The organism is Streptomyces sp. NPDC059247 (assembly GCF_042754005.1).
Taxonomy (GTDB): Bacteria; Actinomycetota; Actinomycetes; order Streptomycetales; family Streptomycetaceae; genus Streptomyces.
Genome location: NZ_JBHYZW010000001.1, coordinates 763,536 through 783,140, shown reverse-complemented (window position 1 = coordinate 783,140; position 19,605 = coordinate 763,536). Strand labels below are relative to the sequence as shown.

Annotated in this window: 21 protein-coding genes; 11 read left to right on the top strand and 10 right to left on the bottom strand. The window is 73.5% G+C overall.

The genetic code is table 11. The features are described from left to right. Positions 1-67: 67 nt before the first annotated feature. Positions 68-646: a carbohydrate-binding module family 14 protein gene (locus tag ACFXGN_RS03265; protein WP_384852721.1), complete on the top strand. Its 579-nt coding sequence runs from the start codon at positions 68-70 to the stop codon at positions 644-646. 82 nt (positions 647-728) lie between these two features. Here ACFXGN_RS03265 and ACFXGN_RS03260 read toward each other — a convergent pair whose 3' ends face one another. After that, positions 729-905, bottom strand: coding sequence for a hypothetical protein (locus ACFXGN_RS03260; protein ID WP_384852719.1), 177 nt, complete (start codon positions 903-905; stop codon positions 729-731). 103 nt (positions 906-1,008) lie between these two features. Then, positions 1,009-2,007, bottom strand: coding sequence for a saccharopine dehydrogenase (locus ACFXGN_RS03255; RefSeq protein ID WP_384852716.1), 999 nt, complete (start codon positions 2,005-2,007; stop codon positions 1,009-1,011). 151 nt (positions 2,008-2,158) lie between these two features. Between ACFXGN_RS03255 and ACFXGN_RS03250 the strand changes: the two genes are divergently transcribed. Continuing rightward, positions 2,159-2,743: a TetR/AcrR family transcriptional regulator gene (locus ACFXGN_RS03250; RefSeq protein ID WP_384852713.1), complete on the top strand. Its 585-nt coding sequence runs from the start codon at positions 2,159-2,161 to the stop codon at positions 2,741-2,743. A 237-nt stretch (positions 2,744-2,980) separates the two neighbouring features. Here the strand turns inward: ACFXGN_RS03250 and ACFXGN_RS03245 are convergent, their stop codons facing one another. Then, on the bottom strand, positions 2,981-3,850 hold the full coding sequence (locus ACFXGN_RS03245; RefSeq protein WP_384852710.1) for a hypothetical protein: 870 nt from the start codon (positions 3,848-3,850) through the stop codon (positions 2,981-2,983). A gap of 723 nt (positions 3,851-4,573) precedes the next feature. Here ACFXGN_RS03245 and trxA point away from each other — a divergent pair. After that, on the top strand, positions 4,574-4,939 hold the full coding sequence (gene trxA / locus ACFXGN_RS03240; protein ID WP_351784583.1) for a thioredoxin: 366 nt from the start codon (positions 4,574-4,576) through the stop codon (positions 4,937-4,939). Positions 4,940-5,076: 137 nt separating this feature from the next. Here trxA and ACFXGN_RS03235 read toward each other — a convergent pair whose 3' ends face one another. From ACFXGN_RS03235 to ACFXGN_RS03225, 3 genes are all read right to left on the bottom strand, one after another. Further along, the gene (locus ACFXGN_RS03235) at positions 5,077-6,264 is read right to left on the bottom strand and encodes a thiolase family protein (protein ID WP_384852707.1); all 1,188 of its coding nucleotides are present in this window, start codon (positions 6,262-6,264) and stop codon (positions 5,077-5,079) included. A gap of 513 nt (positions 6,265-6,777) precedes the next feature. Then, positions 6,778-7,047 (bottom strand): hypothetical protein, encoded by a 270-nt coding sequence (locus tag ACFXGN_RS03230; protein WP_351784587.1) that lies wholly within the window; start codon positions 7,045-7,047, stop codon positions 6,778-6,780. Between the two features lie 17 nt (positions 7,048-7,064). Then, positions 7,065-8,099, bottom strand: coding sequence for a LacI family DNA-binding transcriptional regulator (locus ACFXGN_RS03225; protein ID WP_384852704.1), 1,035 nt, complete (start codon positions 8,097-8,099; stop codon positions 7,065-7,067). A 157-nt stretch (positions 8,100-8,256) separates the two neighbouring features. Here ACFXGN_RS03225 and ACFXGN_RS03220 point away from each other — a divergent pair, with 157 nt between their 5' ends. From ACFXGN_RS03220 to ACFXGN_RS03205, 4 genes are all read left to right on the top strand, one after another. After that, positions 8,257-9,543 (top strand): MFS transporter, encoded by a 1,287-nt coding sequence (locus tag ACFXGN_RS03220; protein WP_384852701.1) that lies wholly within the window; start codon positions 8,257-8,259, stop codon positions 9,541-9,543. A gap of 40 nt (positions 9,544-9,583) precedes the next feature. Then, positions 9,584-10,279: an alpha/beta fold hydrolase gene (locus ACFXGN_RS03215; RefSeq protein WP_384852699.1), complete on the top strand. Its 696-nt coding sequence runs from the start codon at positions 9,584-9,586 to the stop codon at positions 10,277-10,279. 14 nt (positions 10,280-10,293) lie between these two features. Further along, entirely contained in the window at positions 10,294-10,524 is a 231-nt protein-coding gene (locus ACFXGN_RS03210; protein ID WP_384852696.1) for a hypothetical protein, read from the top strand. Between the two features lie 84 nt (positions 10,525-10,608). Further along, positions 10,609-12,021 (top strand): SPFH domain-containing protein, encoded by a 1,413-nt coding sequence (locus ACFXGN_RS03205; RefSeq protein ID WP_384852693.1) that lies wholly within the window; start codon positions 10,609-10,611, stop codon positions 12,019-12,021. A 273-nt stretch (positions 12,022-12,294) separates the two neighbouring features. On the opposite strand, the gene ACFXGN_RS03200 is transcribed toward ACFXGN_RS03205, so the two are convergent. Both ACFXGN_RS03200 and ACFXGN_RS03195 read right to left on the bottom strand, forming a co-directional pair. Further along, positions 12,295-12,465 (bottom strand): hypothetical protein, encoded by a 171-nt coding sequence (locus ACFXGN_RS03200; RefSeq protein ID WP_384852691.1) that lies wholly within the window; start codon positions 12,463-12,465, stop codon positions 12,295-12,297. A gap of 77 nt (positions 12,466-12,542) precedes the next feature. Beyond that, positions 12,543-13,373, bottom strand: a complete 831-nt coding sequence (locus ACFXGN_RS03195) for a TIGR02452 family protein (RefSeq protein ID WP_384852688.1) — start codon at positions 13,371-13,373, stop codon at positions 12,543-12,545. A 212-nt stretch (positions 13,374-13,585) separates the two neighbouring features. Between ACFXGN_RS03195 and egtA the strand changes: the two genes are divergently transcribed. From egtA to egtD, 4 genes are read left to right on the top strand one after another with little or no spacing between them, the layout of a single operon-like run. After that, on the top strand, positions 13,586-14,845 hold the full coding sequence (egtA, locus tag ACFXGN_RS03190) for an ergothioneine biosynthesis glutamate--cysteine ligase EgtA (protein WP_384852686.1): 1,260 nt from the start codon (positions 13,586-13,588) through the stop codon (positions 14,843-14,845). Then, complete coding sequence (egtB, locus tag ACFXGN_RS03185) at positions 14,842-16,176, top strand: ergothioneine biosynthesis protein EgtB (RefSeq protein ID WP_384852684.1); 1,335 nt, start codon at positions 14,842-14,844, stop codon at positions 16,174-16,176. Before egtA ends, egtB begins: the two co-directional genes overlap by 4 nt. Further along, positions 16,176-16,928, top strand: a complete 753-nt coding sequence (egtC, locus tag ACFXGN_RS03180; RefSeq protein WP_384852681.1) for an ergothioneine biosynthesis protein EgtC — start codon at positions 16,176-16,178, stop codon at positions 16,926-16,928. Before egtB ends, egtC begins: the two co-directional genes overlap by 1 nt. Then, positions 16,925-17,890 carry an L-histidine N(alpha)-methyltransferase gene (gene egtD, locus ACFXGN_RS03175; protein WP_384852678.1) on the top strand — a complete coding sequence of 322 codons (966 nt, stop codon included), beginning with the start codon at positions 16,925-16,927 and terminating at the stop codon, positions 17,888-17,890. Before egtC ends, egtD begins: the two co-directional genes overlap by 4 nt. On the opposite strand, the gene ACFXGN_RS03170 is transcribed toward egtD, so the two are convergent. Continuing rightward, on the bottom strand, positions 17,785-18,684 hold the full coding sequence (locus ACFXGN_RS03170) for a lysophospholipid acyltransferase family protein (protein ID WP_384852676.1): 900 nt from the start codon (positions 18,682-18,684) through the stop codon (positions 17,785-17,787). The two genes, egtD and ACFXGN_RS03170, sit on opposite strands and share 106 nt — an antisense overlap. Then, positions 18,681-19,583, bottom strand: coding sequence for a GNAT family N-acetyltransferase (locus ACFXGN_RS03165; RefSeq protein ID WP_384852673.1), 903 nt, complete (start codon positions 19,581-19,583; stop codon positions 18,681-18,683). Before ACFXGN_RS03165 ends, ACFXGN_RS03170 begins: the two co-directional genes overlap by 4 nt. Between the last annotated feature and the right edge of the window lie 22 nt (positions 19,584-19,605).

The following is a 19,605-nucleotide window of genomic DNA, read 5'->3' as shown; positions in this document are numbered from 1 at the left end:
GTGCTTGGGTATCCCGGGGCGGGGGGAGGCTGCGGTGGTCGTTGCTTCCCGTCAGGAAGATGTGTCCATGCTCCAGCGTTTTGTCCTCGTCACCGGGACATGCCTCCTCACCTTCGTCGCGGTCATGGCACCGGCCCAGGCCGCGCCCCCCTCGGCGACAGCTCCCGTGGTGCGGGTCTGCCCGCCCGTCGACCCGCCGGACAGCGCCCTCCTCATCCCGCTCGGGGACAGCGCGACCCAGTTCGGCGAGTGCTCGAACGGCCAGGCTCTGCGACTGCCCTGCCCGGACGGCCTGATCTTCGACATCGACCGATCCGTGTGCAATTTCCCGGACAGAGTGCGCCAGGCGCCCACCCAGACCACCGCCGGGAACGCGCGGCTCGATGCCACGGGCCGCAAGGTCACCGGCCTGACGGCCACGGTCACCTGGCGCGGAAAGCCGCTCCTGGACGCCCCGGTCCACTTCACGACGGTCTCCGGGGCCCGGCTGTGCGACGCCTTCACCGACGACAGCGGACACGCGAGCTGCGACGCGGGCAACGCGGCACAGGGCGCCGACCAGCTCCTGCGCGGCTACACCGCGTCGTACGACGGGACCAAGAACCTGCTCCCCTCCAACGGCAAGGGAACCGTCACCCGCTCCTGAGGTCCCCTGCTCGGTGCGCGGAGCGTCCCCCTGGGGACGAGCACGAGCGGATGGCCGGCCTTGAGGCCCTGGGCCAGATCGGTCACAGCGTCGGCCGCCCGTCCCTGAAGGAGGCTCCGCCGCTCGTCGCCAGCGCCCGCGCCGACCGGCGCACGGGCGGAACGGCGCGACAGCCCACACCCTGGCCGCCCCCGGCCTCCAGCGCGCTCGCGTCCACGTCATCGCCGTACGCGCCGACCGGCTCCAGCCCACCGGACACGCCATCCACCAAATCACCCTCGCGGCACGGACCGCTCCACGCCCCGGCGTGATCGCCGGGGCGTTCCGCCGTCCACTGGCGGTCCCGCCGTGCGGCGCTGGTGTCAGGTGAGGTGGGTGCCGGATTCCTCCAGTCGCTTCTGGAGGTGTACGGGGTCGATCACGGTTTCGGGGAAGTGGAGTCCGGCCGTCGGGGCCGGGGTGCCGGTCAGCCCGAGCAGGTGCTCGATGGCGACGGCGGCGCCGAGGGCCGTCAGTGACGACTGGCCGGCGGGGTGGGTGAGGTCGAGGCGGCGGGTGGCGGTGACGCCGTCGTGGAGGGTGCCGGTGATCTCGATGACGATCTCGTGGCTGGGGCCCCGGCCCGCACGGGTTCCGGCGGATTCGGCGACGAGCAGATCGGCGCGGGCGGACGCGGCGCCGGTCGCCTCGGCGAGGCTGAGGACGTCCAGGCTTCCGTAGCCGTCGGCCTGATGCCGGGCCGCGTCGGCCGTGATGACGGTGCGCACGCGGTCGGTTTCCGTCTGCGCCCAGACCCAGGAGCCGTTCTTGCGGATCAGGGGCAGGGGGTTGGCCGCCTGGACGGCTTCCATCGACTCGAACCCGGCGGCGGGCCCCATCTCCTCCTCCGGATCGAAGACGAAGACGAGGGCGACCTCCTCCACCGAGGCGAATTCCCTGGCATGGTGGGCGGCCAGTATCACGGGGACGCCCGCCATCCAGTGGCTGGCCAGTACCACCGGGGACGCCTGGGGGCCGTGGACGTAGGCGGTGAGGTCCTGAGCCGTCTCGACCAGGCTGCCGGTGATCGCGTGGAAGGGGATACGGCGGTCCTGGGCGAACCGCTGGGCGTTGAATCCCGCGTCGCGGGGGAGCACCGCCACCGCCCCGAACCGCCGCTCCGGGTCCAGCCCCAGGTCCGCACGGTCCAGATCGATGCGTGCGGCGGTGGCCGTGCCGAGCTCGTGGGCGGTGGACTGCGCCCGGTCCAGGTCACGGCCTCCGATGACGAGGGGCAGGTCCGGGTGGAAGCGGCGGAGGAAGGCCGCGGCACGGGAGCCGACGCAGCCGGAGCCGCCGATCAGCAGGACGGGGAGAGTCATGGGGGAATCCTTTGCGCGGGTGGGATGACGTACGGAAGGCAGCCCACTTAAACGGAGGGGCCTCCGATACGATCGACGGTACACTAATCGAAGGGCCCTCCGTTTACACGGGTGCCGGAACCGACACAGCGATCACAGCCTGGGGAACGACATGGCCGACACAGACGAGAGCACACCCGTCCGGCCCCTGCGCGCGGACGCGCGCCGCAACCGCGACCGCCTGCTGGCCGTCGCCACCGAACTGCTGGCGGACTCGCGGGGGCAGTTGTCCCTGGAGGCCGTCGCCCGCACGGCCGGCGTCGGCATCGCCACCCTCTACCGCCACTTCCCCACCCGCGAAGCCCTGGTCCTCGCCGTGTACGACCACGAGATGGCACAGCTGGGACGCAGGGCCGGTGAACTCCTGACGTCCCACAGCCCGGACGAGGCACTGGCCCAATGGCTGGGAGAGCTGAGCCGGTACGGGATGACCCGCCCCGGGGCGTCGGACGCCTTCCGTGCCGCCGCCCTCTCGCACGACGAACTCGTCCACCACACCTACACCCACATCACCACCGCCCTCACCCGACTCCTGCACGCCGCCGCGCGGACCGGGTCCACACGGACCGACATCGGAGCCGACGACCTGCTCCCGGCCGTCTGCGGCACCTGGGAACTCCCCGACACCCCCGCCGCACGACAGCAGGCCGCCCGCCTCGTCGGCCTCCTGCTCGACGGACTCCACGTCACACCCTGACGCCCGCGGCCCAGAAGGGCCGGACAATGACGACGTCCAGGGCGAGGACCGGTGAACCGCTACCGCGTCGAGCACTCCGCCCTCGCGGCCACATCCCGCACAACCATGCCGACGGAGTCACGGGCGCGGCCACGGGTACGGCTCGGCTCCCTTGATCCGGTTCGTCGGAGACGGACCTGGGGATACCGGTTCGCGTGCGCCGCGGTGAGCGGTGAGCGGTGAGCGGTGAGGCCAGCGCTACTGCGGGTTGCCGTTGGCGGCGAGGTGGGCGCTCATCGCCGTGTGGGCGCGCTGGGAGTGGGTGTTGGCCGGGTCGTGGTTGAGCCGGAGGTAGTCGTAGAGGACCCGCACGCACTCGTCCCGGGTGGGGTAGGACGTGTCGGAGGCCAGCTCAAGGCCCTTGGTGACCTCCATCAGCTTCCCGTCGGCAGCGGCGTACACCGGGTGCCAGATGAGCCGCACCGCCGGGTTGAGCGCCATGACCACGCGCAGTTGCGGGACCTCCTGCGCGATGAGAACGCTTTCGGGGTTGTACGCCCGCAGGAAGATGTGGACGGGGCCGCGGGCATGGTTCACGAAGGCTTTGGACAGGACGTTCCACATCGGGGTCTTGAGCATCCAGTCAGAGGTCAAGGTCAGCTTGTCGACCACACCCCCGAAGGGGGTGGACTCCAGGGGGGTGTGTCCCTTGGCGAGGGCGTAGTCGCTGACCTCCCTGCCGCCCGACCAGAGAGCCAGCGTCGGCGTGTCGATCTCCAGGTAGTCGGCGACGAGCTTCACCAGCTCTTGGTACCAGGTGTTCGACGCGCGGTGGTCGCGCTGGTCTTGGCGGTCGGGGTACTTCGCCATGGCCTCGTCGTTGAGCTGCCCCTGTTCGGCGATGCCACCGAGGATGAGCTGCCAGGCGTCGTCCGTGACGTCGTCGGGGAAGCCCGTCCGAGCCATCATGTCGCGGAAAGTGCCCCACTCGCCGTGCACGGTGGGATCGGCGGCGTTCCGCCGCGCCTCCTCTCTGGCCCCGGGCTCTCCCTGGCACTGGACCCAGCGCGTCACGGCCGCGTTGCCCGCCGTCCGTTGGAGGTCGGCGAGCACGCCGGGATGCGGCACCTGTTGGACGGAGCGCTTCGGGGCCGCGCCCTGTGCCTGCCTACTCGGTGCCGCCGTAGCTGTCGGTGGCACCCCGGGCGTCCTTGTCTCGTACATGCTTGCCAGCTCTCCAGGTCGCTGTCCGGCCCCCGGAGTCCGAGATTAGGGGCTCCGCACGGCCCCGGTGAGGGCCGAAAGGGCAGCCAGAAGGGCACGACGTGGGACGGGGAGACCGGCCGGAGCGAGCCGCGCCCGGCCGAAGCTCGCCGCGTACGCCCAGCTCCCGGAGGGCCTCGCCGCGCGGTTCCCCGCCCCGGCCGCCGCCGCGCCCGCTCCGGCCCCGGCCCCGGTGGTCCCGGAGGTGTTCACCGGCCCGGTGACGGAGCCGGTCTCCGCCGGGCCCGCCACTGCTGTTCCGTCGTTCAGGCCGACCACCGGGACGGGGGACGTACCCGAACCCCTTCACCCACCCCACAGGCCACCTGTTGCCGACCTCCTCGACCGCGGCCTTGAAGAGCCGCGCCGCGTTCTCGTCCTCATCCTCGTCCTCGTCCTCGGGAAGGAAGATCTCCGTCTGCCACGGACCGCCCATGCGTCACTTCATCTGGTGGCTGGTAACGATGCCGTCTTTGTTCACACGTGGGTTTACGCTCGCTATGAGGCCCCAGCGTTCCCACTGTGTTCCCACGGCCTCTCGAAAACCAGCCAAGATGGCACTATCGATGCAGCTCGGAGGCAGGAAGCATGAGCACCGTAGAGCTCACCAAGGATAATTTCGACGAGGTCGTGAGCGGCAACGGCTTCGTCCTGATCGACTTCTGGGCTTCGTGGTGCGGTCCCTGCCGCCAGTTCGGTCCGATCTTCGAGGCGGCGTCGGAGCGTCACCAGGACCTGGTCTTCGCCAAGGTGGACACGGAGGCGCAGCAGGAGCTGGCCGCCGCCTTCGAGATCCGCTCGATCCCGACCCTGATGATCGTCCGGGACAACGTGGCGGTCTTCGCCCAGCCGGGTGCCCTGCCGGAGGCCGCTCTGGAGGACGTCATCGGGCAGGCGCGGAAGCTGGACATGGACGAGGTCCGGAAGTCCGTGGCGGAGGCCCAGAGCAAGTGATCCACCGCGAGGGGGGTACGGGAGGTCCTCCCGTACCCCCCTCGCGTGCTGCGCACGGCCACCCTCGCGGGCACGGCGGCTGTGCCCGCGCCGTCCCGTGTGCCGCCCCCGTGTCCGGTGGGTGGGTTCCGGGCCGGTCAGCGTTCCAGGACCAGGGCGAGGCCCTGGCCGACGCCGATGCAGAGGGCCGCGAGTCCGGTGCCGGAGCCGGCCGCCGCCAACTGGTGCGCCACCGATCCGGCGAGCCGCGCGCCGGAGGCGCCGAGCGGGTGGCCGAGGGCGATCGCGCCGCCTCGCGGGTTGACGATCTCCGGGTCGAGTTCCGGCCATTCGGCGAGGCAGCCGAGGGCCTGGGCGGCGAAGGCCTCGTTGAGTTCGAAGGTCCGCAGGTCCGCGAAGGACCGTCCGGCCTTGCCCAGGGCCCGTCGGACCGCCTCGACCGGGCCGAGGCCGAAGAGCTGCGGCTCGATGCCGGTGACGGCGGAGGCGCGGATCCGGGCGAGGGGCTCGCGGCCGGTCTCGCGCAGGCCCTCCTCGTCGACGAGGAGCAGGGCCGCCGCGCCGTCGTTGAGGGGTGAGGAGTTGCCCGCCGTGACGGTGCCGCCCTCGGGACGGAAGGCGGGCTTGAGCTTGGCGAGGGCCGCCAGGGAGGTGTTGTCGCGGACGCATTCGTCACGGCTGAGGTCCGTGCCCGGGAAGGGCACGACCTCGTCGTCGTACAGCCCCTTCGCCCAGGCGTCGGCGGCCTTGCGGTGGCTGGCGAGGGCGAAGGCGTCCTGCTGTTCACGGCCGAGGCCGTGGCGGTCGGCGATCAGCTCCGCGCCCTCGCCGAGCGCGACGGTCCACTCGGCGGGCATACGCGGGTTGGTCATGCGCCAGCCGAGGGTCGTCGAGTGGAGCTGCTGGGGGCCCGCCGGGTAGGCCCGCTCGGGCTTCTGCAGGACCCAGGGGGCGCGGGACATCGACTCGACACCGCCCGCGACGGCCACGGAGGCGTCGCCGAGGGCGATGGCGCGGGCCGCCTGGACGACCGCTTCGAGGCCGGAGCCGCAGAGCCGGTTGACGGTCACGCCGGGGACGGTGACCGGGAGTCCGGCGAGGAGGACCGCCATCCGCGCGACGTCCCGGTTGTCCTCGCCCGCGCCGTTGGCGTCGCCGAAGTAGACGTCGTCGACGCGGGCCGGGTCGAGTGCGGGCGAGCGGTCGACGAGTGCCCGCAGGACGTGCGCCGCGAGGTCGTCGGGGCGGACGGGGGCGAGGGCGCCGCCGAACTTCCCGATCGGGGTGCGGACGGCGTCGACGATGTAGACGTCGCGGATGCTCATCGGTTCTCTCCCACGTGACCTGCGGAACGGCTCTGTTCGCCCGATCTGTTCGTCCGACGGGATGATTTCTCGCCGGACCGCGCGCAGAGTCTCTGCCCCCGGGTCTCCCCTGTCAACGTCCCCTTTCGGGACAACCGACCGAACGGACGGGCGGCGGCCTTGCGGGGGCCGGGCGGGAGGGCCCTCACCGGGCGCCCGAACGCCCGTGCCCGACCACCCGCGCCCGAACGCCCGCGCCCGGCCGCTCGCGCTCGACTACCCGTACTCGGCGGCACCCGTCGAGGCCGCCGCTCGCGGCCCCAGACCTGTCCTCGGCGATCCCTGTCCTGCCCTCGGCCGCCCTCGGCCGGTCCTCGGCGGTCCCTGGCCGGTCCTCGACGGTCCCTGGCCGGTCCTCGACGGTCACCGGCCGCCGACACCCCGCGTCGCCCTCCGCCCGGCGGGCGGTCCCCACGACCGCCGTACGGCCGGGAGGCACGGCCGTCCCCGCCGCGCCCGGCGAGCGGCGCGCCCTCAGTCCCCCGCCACCGGCCGCACCAGCGCCGTCAGCCCGTAGTCCAGTTCGCGGCCGTCGACGAGGAGCGCCTCGACGGTCCGCGTCGCCGGGTCGACGTCGGCCCGTACGCCGTGCCCCTCGTAGAGGGGATAGCCCGACTCGCCGTACCGTCCGGTGGCCTCGACGACGGCCGTGCGGACGGCGCTGTCGGTCACCGACGCGCCGCCCCGGTCCTCGACGTGCGAGGGCACCAGCAGGATCTCGAACCGCTTCGGAACAGTGCTCATGCTCCGACGCTAAGCGTTCAGCCGGACTCGCGCCGGACGACCCGCGACTCCATCAGGGAGTGGGTGCGGGGCACCGCGTCCGGCTCCCGTACGGCCCTGTCGACCAGCTCCGCCAGTTCCCGGCCGAGCACCATGTCGATGCGCACGGTGCTGAGCCGGGGGCGCAGCAGCCGCCCGAGGAGGAGGTCGTCGGCGCCGATCACGGCGGTGTCGCCGGGCACGTCGACGCCCGCGTCCTGGAGCGCCCGCATCAGGAGCATCGCGTACTCGTCGTTGTAGGCGAAGACGCCGTCGAGGCCGAGGGCGCGCCAGCGTCCGGCGAGTTCGGCGGCCGGCTCCTCCTCGTACCGCAGGGGCAGGGGTACGACGGTGGCGCCGGTGCCCTCGGCCGCGCGGCGCGCGCCGTCGAGGCGGGGGCCCGCGAACATCGCGAGCCCCGGTTCCTCCGGTACGACCACGCCGATCCGGCGCCTGCCGCCCGCCAGGAGGTGGGCGGTGGCCGCCTCGCCGATCCGGTCCTGGTCCATGACGAGGGCGTGGGCCCCTTCGACGCCGCGGGTGCCGAGGGTGATCACGGCCTTGGCGCCGGAGCGCTTCAGGATCTCGACGCCCTGGGCGGTGAGCTGGATCTCGCCGAGCGAGACGACGGCGACCGGGCGGAGTTCGGCCCAGGCGCGGGCGGCCTCCTCGGCTTCGAGGCCGACGCTGCCGTACTGGACCACGGTGTAGTCGAGGCGGCGCAGGGCCTCCTGGAAGTCGTCGAGGAAGCGGCTGTAGAGGGGGCCGACCGGGACGTGCGCGGCGGGCAGCAGCACCATCCGGCTGTGGCCCGCGCGCAGGCTGCGGGCGGCGGCGTGCGGGACGTACCCCAGTTCCTCGGCCGCCTCGCGCACCCGGCGCCGGGTCGGTTCGCTGATGCGGACGGCCGAGGTGTTGTTCAGGACGTACGAGACGGTGGCCCGGGAGACGCCCGCGAGGCGGGCGACGTCGGCGCTGGTCGGGACCGATCGCCCGGCGGGCCGTTCGGAGGACTGTTCGGTTGGCTGGCTCATCGCTCCGGCATCTTTCCAGAACAATCCGGCGCAGGGTCTGGCGGATGGCCGGATTTGGGTGCTAGACACTGCTTACACGTGTCACTGACACGCGTAATCCTCTCGTCTCGATCCGTTTCTCGCCCCTTCGTCGGGCGATCTCCCCCAGGAGGGCACCGTGGCCCTTTCCTCCCCCGGCCCCGGCCCCGGCACCACCGGTGCGGCCGACCCGGCACCACCGACCGCCGACGGCACGGGCTCGCCCGCGCCCGGCCGCCCCACCCGTGGCCTGCTGCCCCTGCTCCTCGCCGGGAACACCGCCATGTACGCCCTGTACATCGGCGTCCCCGGTATGCTCCTCGCGCTCCAGATCGAGGACATCGACCCCGCCGGGAAAGTGGCCAACTTCGGACTGGTCTCCGGCATCTCCGCCGTCTTCGCCACCGTCTTCAACCCGGTCGCGGGCGCCCTCTCCGACCGCTCGGGGCGACGCAACCCGTGGATCCTCGCGGGCGGTCTGCTCGTCCTGCCGGTGATGCTGCTCCTCGGCGGCGTCCATTCGATCCTGCTCGTCACCATCGTCTGGTGCCTCGGACAGGCCGTCATGAACGTCTACCAGGCGGCCCTGACCTCCGTGGTGCCCGACCGGGTGCCGACGGCCTCCCGGGGCAAGGCGTCGGCCGCCGTCGGTCTCGGCCTCCCCCTCGGGTCCACCATCGGCGCCCTCGTCGGCGCCGCCTTCTCCGAGCAGTACCGCACCGGCTACCTCGTGTTCGGCGCGATCGTCGCAGGCACCGCCGTCCTCTTCACCGCCTGCGCCCCCGAGCGCCGGATGCCCGCCAGGGCGCCGGTGCCGGTCCGCGCCCAGATCGCGGCCTTCGGCGACGCGCTCCGGCACCACGACTTCCGCTGGGCCTTCATCGGCCGCGCCCTGCTGGTCCTCGGCTACTTCTCGGTGGCCGGATTCCAGCTGTACATCCTCAAGGACCACACCGTGCTGCCCGCCGGGCTCAGCGCCGAGGGGGCGGTGGCGATCCTGATGCCGGTCGGCGCCGTCGCCATGATGGTGTCCACCGTGCTCGGCGGCTGGCTCTCGGACCGGTTCGACCGGCGCAAGCTCTTCGTGGGCGCCTCCGCCGCGCTGACCGCCGTCGCCCTGCTCGTCCCGGCCCTCTCGTCGAGCTGGACCGCGATGCTCGTCTTCTCCGTCGTCAACGGCCTCGGCTTCGGCTGCTACATGGCCGTCGACACCGCCCTGGTGACCATGGTGCTGCCCAAGGCGGAGGACGCCGCGCGGGACATGGGCGTGCTCAACGTCGCCAACGCGGGCCCGCAGATCGTGGCCCCGTTCGTCGCCTCCCTCGTCGTCTCGCTCAGTGGCGGGTACACGGCGCTCTTCCTGGTCGCCGCCGTACTGTCGGTGCTCGGCGCACTCGCCGTGCGCCCCGTCCGCAGCGTGCGCTGACCCGTGTCGGCGCACGCGACTCCGTCAGAAAGGCGGCACCGTGCGCCTGCACACCACCACGTGGGGATCCGGGGACCGGATCGCCCTGCTCGTCCACGGCATCATGGCCGACCACCGCACCTGGCGGCGGGTCGGGCCCGCGCTCGCCGGGCGCGGCTACCGGGTGATAGCGGTCGACCTGCGGGGGCACGGGGCCAGCGCGCGGGCCGCGGGCCCGGAGGAGTACCGGCCGTCGGACTACGCCGACGACCTCGTCGAGACCCTCCCGGCGGGTGCGGAGCTGGCCGTCGGCCACTCGCTGGGCGGACTCGTCCTGGCCGGTGCCCTCGACCGGCTGCGCCCGGCCCGCGCGGTCTACTCCGACCCCGCCTGGCACCTGCGCGCCTACCGGGCCGAACTGTTCGTCCTGGGCAAGTCGATGACCCGGGAGCAGATCAGGGTGTTCAACCCGCAGTGGACCGAGGAGGACCTCGACACCGAGATGGCCTCGGTACGGCTCTGGGACGAGCGGTCCGCCCACGGTCTGAGCCCGTTCGTGGGAGCCGATCTGTGGCCGGAGGCGCCGACCGTGCCCTCACTGGTCACCCTCGCCGACCCGAGCATGTTGATCTCGCCCGAGGACGCCCGGATGCTGGCGGAACGCGGCTTCACCGTGCGTACGGTGGAGAAGGCGGGCCACAGCATCCACCGGGACGACTTCGAAGGGTTCATGTCCGCGCTGGACGAGTGGATCTGACGTACCGTTCGGTCATGGACGACGCGTCGATGGACTCCTCGATGGTGGGGCTGATCGGCCGGGTGACCGGCACCGTCGGACCCGGCCTCGTGGGCGAGGTGATCGTCCGGATCAGGGGCGGCGCCGAGCACTTCCTCGCCCATCCGGCCGCGCCGAAGGAACGGATCGAGGTCGGCACGGTCGTGACGGTCATGGAACATCTCCCTCCACGCACCGTCTACGTCACAGCCGCGTACGACAGTTGACCGGACCGTTGAGCGACGCCCGGCACGGGCGCACACTCCCTTTCACCGGGTCCGCACCGGATCCGGTGAAGGGGGACCCTGCTCATGAGCATCGGCATCCTGGCGGGCGCCGTCGTCGGCGCCCTCGCCGTCCTCGTCGTCGTGTTCAAGATGATGTGGCGCGTCGCGGAACCCAACGAGGCGCTGATCATCTCCGGTTCCAACCACAAGAACGAAGGTCTCGGCGCGGGCATGGGGTTCCGCATCGTGACCGGTCGCGGCACCCTCGTCACGCCCGGCGTGCAGGCGGTGCGCAAACTCTCGCTCGACCTCAACGAGACCCAGCTGTCCGTGGAGTGCGTCACCCATCAGGGCATTCCGCTGAAGGTCCGCGGGGTGGTCATCTTCAAGGTCGGTGACGACTTCGTGTCGATCGCCAACGCCGCCCGCCGCTTCCTCGACCAGCAGAAGCTCATGTCGGAGCGGGTGCACATCGTCTTCGCCGGTCATCTCCGGGCCATCGTCGGCGGGTTGACCGTCGAGGACATGATCCGTGACCGGGAGAAGCTGACCGGGCAGGCCCGGTCGGCCTGCGGCACGGAGATGGAGAAGCTCGGTCTGATCGTCGACTCCCTCCAGATCCACGAGATCGAGGACCCGACCGGATACATCAAGAACCTCGCCGCGCCGCACGCCGCCGCCGTCCAGCGGGACGCGCGCATCGCGCAGGCGGAGGCGAACCGGCGGGCCACCGAGGCCGAACAGCAGGCCGCCGCCCGGATGTCGGAGGCCACCCGCGACAGCGAGATCCTCCAGGCGGGCTACCAGGCGGAGCGGGACCAGGCGTCCGCGCGGGCCCGGCAGGCCGGACCGCTGGCCGACGCCGCCTCCCGTCAGGAGGTCGTCGTCCAGGAGACCCGGGTCGCCGAACTGGAGGGCTTCCGCAAGGAACAGCAGCTCCAGGCGGAGGTGCGCAAACCGGCCGACGCCATGGCGTACGAGACCCGGACGCTGGCCGCCGCCGAGCGGGACGCCCGGATCTCGGCGGCCGAGGCCGAGGCGAAGGAGACCGAGCTGGCGAGCGCGGCGAAGGCCACGGCGACCCGGCTCACGGGTGAGGCCGAGGCGGCGGCGCAGCACGCCAGGGGGCTCGCGGTCGCGGAGGCGACCAGGGCGAAGGGCCTGGCGGAGGCCGAGGCGATCAAGGCGCGGGCGGCGGCGCTCGCGGAGAACCAGGAGGCGGTGGTCGCGCAGCAACTGGCCGAGAAGTGGCCGGAGATCGTCTCGGCGGGCGCGTCCGCGTTCGGGAACGTGGACCAGATGGTGCTCCTGAACGGCGCCGACGGCATGGCGGACGTCTTCGCCAAGGCGCTGACCATGGGCGGGACCGGTCTCGGTCTGGCCCGTCAGCTGCTCGCCACGATGAACCCGGGCACCCAGGACCGGCCGGTGGCGTCGCCCCCGGTGGGCCCGGTGGCGACGGAGAGCGTGGAGATCACCGTCGGCGACGCGAAGTAGCGGGGGCTCCCGTACGGGGACCCTGAGGGGGTACGCGTACGGGAGCAGAGTCGGGGTCGGGAAGGGGTACGCGTACGGGGACGGGGCCCGGTGCCGAGACGGCGCCGGACCCCGTAGCCCTTCCGCTTCCCCGTTCCCCGTTCCGCGTTCTCCGTGTCCCGTGAGCCCGTGTCCGGTGTCGATCTCCGGGCCGGGCCTCATGGCGGCCCGGTCAGGTCCGGGGACGGTGCCCGGTCGCCTCCGGGGCGGCCCCCGGCCTTCGCCCGGTCCGGCTCAGTTGTGGCCGAACTTGCGTTCCTTGCGGTGGGACGCGTGCTCCACGAGGGGCATGGTGGTCTCGGTCTTGGGGATCTCGGCGGACTGTTCCTTCGCCGCGGCGTCGCTCCGGTGCTCGTGGCCGCCGGTGCGCGCTCCCTTGTTCGTACGGGTCTGTTTCCTGCCCACGATCGTGCCTCCCGTGACGGGTGTCGGACAGTGGTCCGTATCCCTTCAGCCTGGCACGGGGGCATCGGGGCCGCATGTCAGGCGGGTGCCGCGAAGACCCGGGTGAAGGCGGCGAGGGTCGGCGTGCCCTGGGCGCGGTCCAGGACGGCGAAGACGATCTCCTCGAAGTGGCCCGCGAACCGTCCTTCCCCGGTGAGCAGGGCCCGGAAGGCGCCCGCGACCTGCTCGGGGTCGTTGCGGAAGACGCCACAGCCCCAGGCACCGAGGACGAGGCGCCGGTATCCGGCGGCGGCTGCCGTCTCCAGGACCCGTTCGGCGCGGGAGGCGAGGGCGGCGGGCAGCAGGGCGGCCCGTTCCGGGGTGCGGCGGTGGACGACGCCCGCGTTGGGGGCGGGCGAGGTGAGGAATCCGACGGTGAAGGGGGTGCCGAGGAGCGCACCGCGCTCGTCGCGGAAGACCGGGACGCGGGGCGAGTGGATGACCCGGTCGGTGTAGAGGGCGTCGCGGTCCTCGCGGTGGTGGGCGTAGTAGGCGGGGGCGCGGAGCAGGGTCGTGTAGAGGGCGGAGTCGCGGCAGAGCGCCTCCTCCTGGGCCTGGGCGCCGTTGAGGTAGCCGCCGCCGGGGTTGCGGGCGGAGGCGAAGTTGAGGACGGCGACCGGTCGGGTGGCGTCGGCGGCGGTCATCCTGCGGGCGGCGGCGAGGCTGCTCTCGGGGGTGACGTCGAGGGTGGGGACGCGGTCGGTGTCCGGGGTGACGGGGACGGGACCGGGGCCGTGGAGCCGGGTTCCGGCCAGTGCGGCGGCCAGGTCCTCGACGAGGGAGACGGTCCGGCCGTCGGGGGCCCGGTAGTGGCCCGCGGCGACGATCTCCTCGGTCTGGCGCGCGAGGGCGCGCAGTCGTGCACTCATGTCCCCAGCTTGATCGTTTCCTCCGGGGCGGGACAACGGGTTTTCCGGTGGTGCCGGGCCGGGCGGGTCGGGGCGGGGGCTGATTTCGGACGGGCGGGGGCACAGGGGGCGCGCTCGGAGGGCGCGGGGCGCTCTTGCACGCCGTCCGGAGGTGGCTTTAGGTGGAGACAGCAACTCCCCGGGACCCGTCCCGATGACCAGGAGGTGTTCGGATGCCGTCCAGCGGCACACCCTTCGGCGGTCCCCCTCTCAGCGAGGGGGACGCGGAGGATCTGCTCCGATGTATCTGCTTCAAGACCGGCCCGCCCCGCACCGTGGGGGCGGAGCTGGAGTGGCTCGTGCACGACCTGCGCGACCCCCGGCTCCCGGTCCGGCCGCCGCGCCTCGCGGCGGCCCTCGACACCGTGCGGTCGCTGCCGCTGGTGTCGGCGCTCACCTTCGAACCCGGCGGGCAGCTGGAGCTCAGCTCGCGCCCGGCCGGTTCGCTCATGGAGTGCCTCGACTCCCTCTCCGCCGATCTGCGGGCGGTCAGGTCGGCGCTCGGGCCGCTCGGCCTCACCCTCAACGGCTACGGGGTGGACCCCTGGCACGCGCCCCGGGGACGGGTGCTCCAGGAGCCCCGTTACGACGCGATGGAGACGGCCCTGAACCGGACGGGTCCGGCCGGCCGGGCGATGATGTGCGAGTCCGCCTCGGTGCAGATCTGTCTCGACGCGGGTCTGCCCGGCCCCGGGCCGCTCGGCTATCACCGCAGGTGGCGCCTGGCGCATCTGCTGGGGCCCGTACTGGTGGCGGCCTTCGCCAATTCGCCCCGGCACGGTGGCCGCCGGACGGGCTGGCGGTCCACGCGCCAGGCGCTGTGGACCGATCTCGATCCGCTGCGGGCGCTGGCCCCGACCCCGGACGAGGAGCCGCGCGAGGAGTGGACGGCGCACGTGCTGGACACCCCGGTGATGTGCGTACGGGCGGACGAGGGGCCGTGGGCGGTGCCGGAGGGTCTGACCTTCCGCGACTGGCTGCGTTCGGGCGGGCCCCGGCCGCCCGACGCCGACGATCTGCGCTACCACATCACGACGCTCTTCCCGCCGGTACGGCCCCGGGGCCATCTGGAACTGCGGATGGTCGACGCGCAGTCCGGCGCGGACGGCTGGATGGTGCCGGTGGCGGTGACGACGGCGGTGTTCGACGATCCCGAGGCGGCGGAGACCGCGTACCGGGCGGTGCGACCGCTCGCGGAACGGGCCGGTCCCGGCCCCGCGCCGCGCAATCCGCTCTGGCTGACGGCCGCCCGGGAGGGGCTGGCCGATCCGGAACTGCACGCGGTGGCCCGGGAGGTGTTCGCCGCGGCCCTTGAGGCGCTGCCCCGGATCGGGGCGGGTCCCGAGGTGCGGGAGGCGGTCGCCGCGTTCCACGAGCGGTACGTGATCCCCGGGAGCTGCCCGGCCGACGAGTTCGAGGCGGTGACGTCATGACGCCGACGGAGACGGAGTCCGGGACCGTCGGGCACGAGGACCTGCGGCGGCGGGTGCTGGCCGCGCTGGGCTCCGCCCGGGACCGTACGGCGCTGCTGACGTCCTGTGTCGAGGACGGCGAACTGATCGCCCAGCACTCCCCGTTGATGTCTCCGCTGGTCTGGGACCTGGCGCACATCGGCAACCAGGAGGAGCAGTGGCTGTGGCGGGCCGTGGCGGGCCGGGAGGCGCTGCGGCCCGAGATCGACTCGCTGTACGACGCCTTCGAGCATCCGCGTTCCGCGCGCCCCTCGTTGCCGCTGCTCGCGCCCGGCGAGGCCAGGTCCTACGCGGCGGACGTGCGGTCCCGGGTCCTGGACGTGCTGGCCGGGGCGCGGTTCGAGGGCCGTCCGCTGCTCGACGAGGCGTTCGCCTTCGGGATGATCGCACAGCACGAACAGCAGCACGACGAGACGATGCTGATCACCCATCAGTTGCGTGAGGGGCCGTCCGCGCTGCCCGATCTCCCGCCGCCCGATCTGCGGTCCGGACCGTTGCCCGCCGAAGTCCTCGTCCCCGGCGGCCCGTTCACGATGGGGACCTCCGGGGAACCCTGGGCGCTGGACAACGAGCGTCCGGCGCACGTCCGGTTCGTGGCGGCGTTCCGCCTGGACACCACGCCGGTCACCAACGGCGCCTATCTGGCGTTCATGGCGGACGGCGGCTACACGGACCCGCGCTGGTGGCGGCCCGAGGGCTGGGCGCAGGTGCGGGAGCACGGCATCGCGGCGCCGCTGTTCTGGCACCTCGACGGCGGGCAGTGGCTGCGCCGCCGGTTCGGGACGACGGAGCGGGTGCCCGAGGAGGAGCCGGTGGTGCACGTGAGCTGGTACGAGGCGGACGCCTACGCGCGCTGGGCGGGGCGCAGGCTGCCGACCGAGGCCGAGTGGGAGAAGGCGGCACGGCACGACCCGGTGTCGGGGCGGTCCCGGCGGTACCCGTGGGGGGACGAGGACCCGGGTCCCGGCCACGCCAACCTGGGGCAGCGGCATCTGCGCCCCGCCCCCGCCGGGAGCTGGCCGGAGGGGGCGTCACCGCTCGGCGTACGGCAGTTGATCGGTGACGTGTGGGAGTGGACGGCCAGCGACTTCCTGCCGTATCCGGGCTTCCGGGCCTTCCCGTACAGGGAGTACTCGGAGGTCTTCTTCGGCCCTGGGCACAAGGTGCTGCGCGGGGGGTCGTTCGCGGTGGACCCGGTCGCCTGCCGGGGCACCTTCCGTAACTGGGACCTGCCGGTGCGGCGGCAGATCTTCGCCGGATTCCGGACCGCACGGGACGCGGAGCCTGTCTGATGTGTCGTCATATCGCTTATGTGGGAACACCGGTGGCGCTCGGGGAGCTGCTCGTCAGGCCTCCGCACGGGCTGCTGCGGCAGTCCTGGGAGCCCCGGGCGCAGACCAGTGGTGTGGTGAACGCCGACGGGTTCGGGGTGGGCTGGTACGCGGAGGGCGATCCGGTGCCCGCGCGGTACCGGCGGGCGGGCCCGATCTGGGGGGACCTGTCCTTCGCCGATCTGGCCCGGGTGGTGCGCTCGGGGGCGTTGCTCGCGGCGGTCCGCGGGGCGACCTTGCCGGGCGCCGACGGGGAGGCCGCGGCTGCCCCGTTCGCGGCCGGGCCCTGGCTGTTCAGCCACAACGGCGCCGTCGCGGACTGGTACGACGCGCTCGTGCCGCTCGCGGCGACGCTGGGGGCGGGCGAGCTGCTGCGGATGGAGGCCCGCACCGACGCGGCGCTGCTCTGGGCGCTCGTGCTGCACCGGCTGCGGGCCGGGGACGAGCCCGGCCGGGCGCTGGCCGACACGGTGCGCGAGGTGGCCGCCGCCGCGCCGGGTGCCGGGCTGAACCTGCTCCTCACCGACGGCGAGCGGATCAGCGCGACCGCGTGGGGGAACAGCCTGTGGTACCTGACGGGTCACGGCCGGACGGTCGTGGCCTCCGAACCCTACGACGACGATCCGCGCTGGCGGGCGGTTCCCGGGCGGACGCTCGTGACCGCGACCCGCGACGACGTCACCCTCACCCCGCTCAAGGAGCCGTCCGAGTGAGCCCGTTCCAGCTGACCCGTACCCTCGCCCCCGACGCCGCGGGCGCCGATCTGCGCGCCGACGTCCTGCACGGGCTGACGCGCACCCCCAAGGAGCTGCCGCCGAAGTGGTTCTACGACGCGCGGGGCAGCGCGCTGTTCGAGGAGATCACCCGGCTGCCGGAGTACTACCCGACCCGGGCCGAGCGGGAGATCCTGAAGGCGCGGGCGCCGGAGGTGGCGGCCGTGACCGGGGCGCGGACCCTGGTGGAGCTGGGCTCGGGTTCTTCGGAGAAGACCCGCTTCCTGATCGACGCGCTGCTGCCGGGCCTGGACAGCTACGTGCCCGTGGACGTGAGCGAGTCGGCGCTGACGGGGGCGGCGGAGGCGCTGCTCGCCGAGCGGCCGGGGCTGCGGGTGCACGCGCTCGTCGCCGACTTCACCCGGGGTCTCGGGCTGCCGGGGACGCCGGGGCCGCGCCTGGTGGCGTTCCTGGGCGGCACCATCGGCAATCTGCTGCCCGGGGAGCGGGCGACGTTCCTGCGGTCGGTGCGGGCGATGCTCGCTCCGGGCGACGCCCTCCTGCTCGGTACGGACCTGGTGAAGGACGAGGCCACGCTGGTCGCCGCGTACGACGACCCGGCCGGGGTGACGGCGGCGTTCAACAAGAACGTGCTGTCCGTGATCGACCGGGAGCTGGACGCGGACTTCGATCCGGACGCCTTCGACCACGTGGCCGTGTGGGACCGGGAACGGGAGTGGATCGAGATGCGGCTGCGGGCCCGCCGCGCCCTCACCGTGAAGATCCCGGAGCTGGATCTCGCGGTGCCGTTCGCGGCGGGCGAGGAGATGCGGACGGAGGTGTCCGCGAAGTTCCGTCAGACGGGCGTGCGGACGGAGCTGGCCGCCGCGGGCCTGGAGCTGGACCGCTGGTGGACGGACGGCGCGGGCAGGTTCGCGCTGTCCCTCGCGACCGCCCGCTGAGCCGCCGCCGCCAGGGCCCGGCGGTCGGGGTACCGGGGGCCCGGCAGGGGCTCGCCGAGACGGACCACGGCGGTGAGGCGGCGGGTGGTGACGATCCGCCGGACCGAGGCGGCGAGCGAGTCGGGCCCGACGTAGGCGGCGGCGTCGGTGGGCCCGTACTCCACGCGCACCGGCTGGACGGCGGCGCGGGCGTCCAGGACGGCCTGGAACACGGCGGGCCGGAAGCGTCCCCGGGCCCGGCCGCACCAGGTCGAGCCCTCGGGGAAGACGACCACCCGGCCGCCTCCGGCGAGCACCCCGGACACCGTCCGTACGGTGCCGGGCAGGGTCCTGAGCCGGTCCCGGTCGAGGAAGAGGGTGCCGCCGAGGGCCGCCAGGAGGCCGAGGACGGGCCAGCCGCGCACCTCGGCCTTGGCGATCGTACGGCCGGGCAGCACGGTCGCGATCAGGAGGACGTCGAGCCAGGAGACGTGGTTGGCGGCGACCAGGAGCGGTCCGGTGGCGGGGGCCGCCCCCTCGTGGCGGACGCGGACCCCGAAGGCGCGGACCGCCGTCCGGGTCCAGCACCGGACGAGGGCGTGCCGGGCGGCGACCGGCAGCGGACCGGCCGCCGGGGCGCACAGGAGTCCGAGGGCGAGGGCGCCGAGGCCCGCGACGAGCCGGGCCAGGGCCCGGAGGACGCCCGCCGGGTCTCCGGGAGGTCCGGGCGGGCGGACGGGCTCGTGGGCGGTGCAGCGGCCGGGGACGCAGGGCGCCGTGGGGAGCCACGGCGAGGGAGCGGCGGCCCCGTTCACGGGGCCGGGACGAGCGACAGGAAGTGCTGGAGGTAGCGCGGGTCGGTGCGGCGCAGCGAGAGCAGGACGTAGAGGTCGGCGACGCCGAAGTCGGGGTCGTGCGCGGGGGCGCCGCAGACCTGGGCGCCGAGGCGGAGGTAGCCGCGCAGGAGCGGCGGGAGCGGGGTGCGGGCCTCGGGGCGGGCGATGCCGTCGGGGTTCCACGGCTTGTGCGGGGTGACCCGGTGTTCCTCGGGGGCGAGGTGCTTGGCCTCGACGGTGTCCCAGGTGGCGGCGGCGAGGGCGCCGCCGTCGGTGAGCGGGAGGGAGCAGCAGCCCGCGAGCCAGTTGTGGCCGGTGGTCGTCATGTAGCGGGCGAGTCCGGCCCAGATGAGGGCGATGACGGCGCCGTCGCGGTGGGCGGGGTGGACGCAGGAGCGGCCGACCTCCACCAGGTCGTGGCGGATCGGTGCGAGCCGGGAGAGGTCGAACTCGCTCTCGGAGTAGAGCCGCCCGGCGACGGCGGCGCGGTCGGGCGGCAGGATGCGGTAGGTGCCGACGACCTCGCCGGTGGTCTCCTCGCGGACGAGCAGGTGGTCGCAGTGCGCGTCGAAGGCGTCGGTGTCGAGACCGGGTTCGGGGCCCTCGATCCGGGCGCCGAGCTCCCCGGCGAAGACCTGGTGGCGCAGGCGCTGCGCGGCCCGTACGTCCTCCTGGTTCCGGGCGAGCCCGACGAGGTACCCGGGCGCGGGCCGCCCGGCGCGGGACCGTGTCCGGCCTGCGGTGGTCCCCGGCCGGCCGGGGGCGGGACGCTCCGGGGCGGTGGGCTCCGGGCCCGGGGCGGCGGACGGCGCGGTCGGGGCGGCTGACGGCGTGGCGGGCGCGGACGGCGTGGCGAGCGTGGGGGTCGGTGCGGCCATGTCGGACTCCTCCGGCGTACGG

Coding starts and splice junctions, on each gene's coding strand:
- ACFXGN_RS03210 (WP_384852696.1), top strand. CDS start 10,294: ATGGACGACGCGTCGATGGACTCCTCGATGGTGGGGCTGATCGGCCGG.
- ACFXGN_RS03195 (WP_384852688.1), bottom strand. CDS start 13,373: ATGAGTGCACGACTGCGCGCCCTCGCGCGCCAGACCGAGGAGATCGTC.
- egtA (WP_384852686.1), top strand. CDS start 13,586: ATGCCGTCCAGCGGCACACCCTTCGGCGGTCCCCCTCTCAGCGAGGGG.
- ACFXGN_RS03265 (WP_384852721.1), top strand. CDS start 68: ATGCTCCAGCGTTTTGTCCTCGTCACCGGGACATGCCTCCTCACCTTC.
- ACFXGN_RS03205 (WP_384852693.1), top strand. CDS start 10,609: ATGAGCATCGGCATCCTGGCGGGCGCCGTCGTCGGCGCCCTCGCCGTC.
- trxA (WP_351784583.1), top strand. CDS start 4,574: ATGAGCACCGTAGAGCTCACCAAGGATAATTTCGACGAGGTCGTGAGC.
- egtC (WP_384852681.1), top strand. CDS start 16,176: ATGTGTCGTCATATCGCTTATGTGGGAACACCGGTGGCGCTCGGGGAG.
- ACFXGN_RS03165 (WP_384852673.1), bottom strand. CDS start 19,583: ATGGCCGCACCGACCCCCACGCTCGCCACGCCGTCCGCGCCCGCCACG.
- ACFXGN_RS03235 (WP_384852707.1), bottom strand. CDS start 6,264: ATGAGCATCCGCGACGTCTACATCGTCGACGCCGTCCGCACCCCGATC.
- ACFXGN_RS03225 (WP_384852704.1), bottom strand. CDS start 8,099: ATGAGCCAGCCAACCGAACAGTCCTCCGAACGGCCCGCCGGGCGATCG.
- ACFXGN_RS03230 (WP_351784587.1), bottom strand. CDS start 7,047: ATGAGCACTGTTCCGAAGCGGTTCGAGATCCTGCTGGTGCCCTCGCAC.
- ACFXGN_RS03250 (WP_384852713.1), top strand. CDS start 2,159: ATGGCCGACACAGACGAGAGCACACCCGTCCGGCCCCTGCGCGCGGAC.
- egtB (WP_384852684.1), top strand. CDS start 14,842: ATGACGCCGACGGAGACGGAGTCCGGGACCGTCGGGCACGAGGACCTG.
- ACFXGN_RS03255 (WP_384852716.1), bottom strand. CDS start 2,007: ATGACTCTCCCCGTCCTGCTGATCGGCGGCTCCGGCTGCGTCGGCTCC.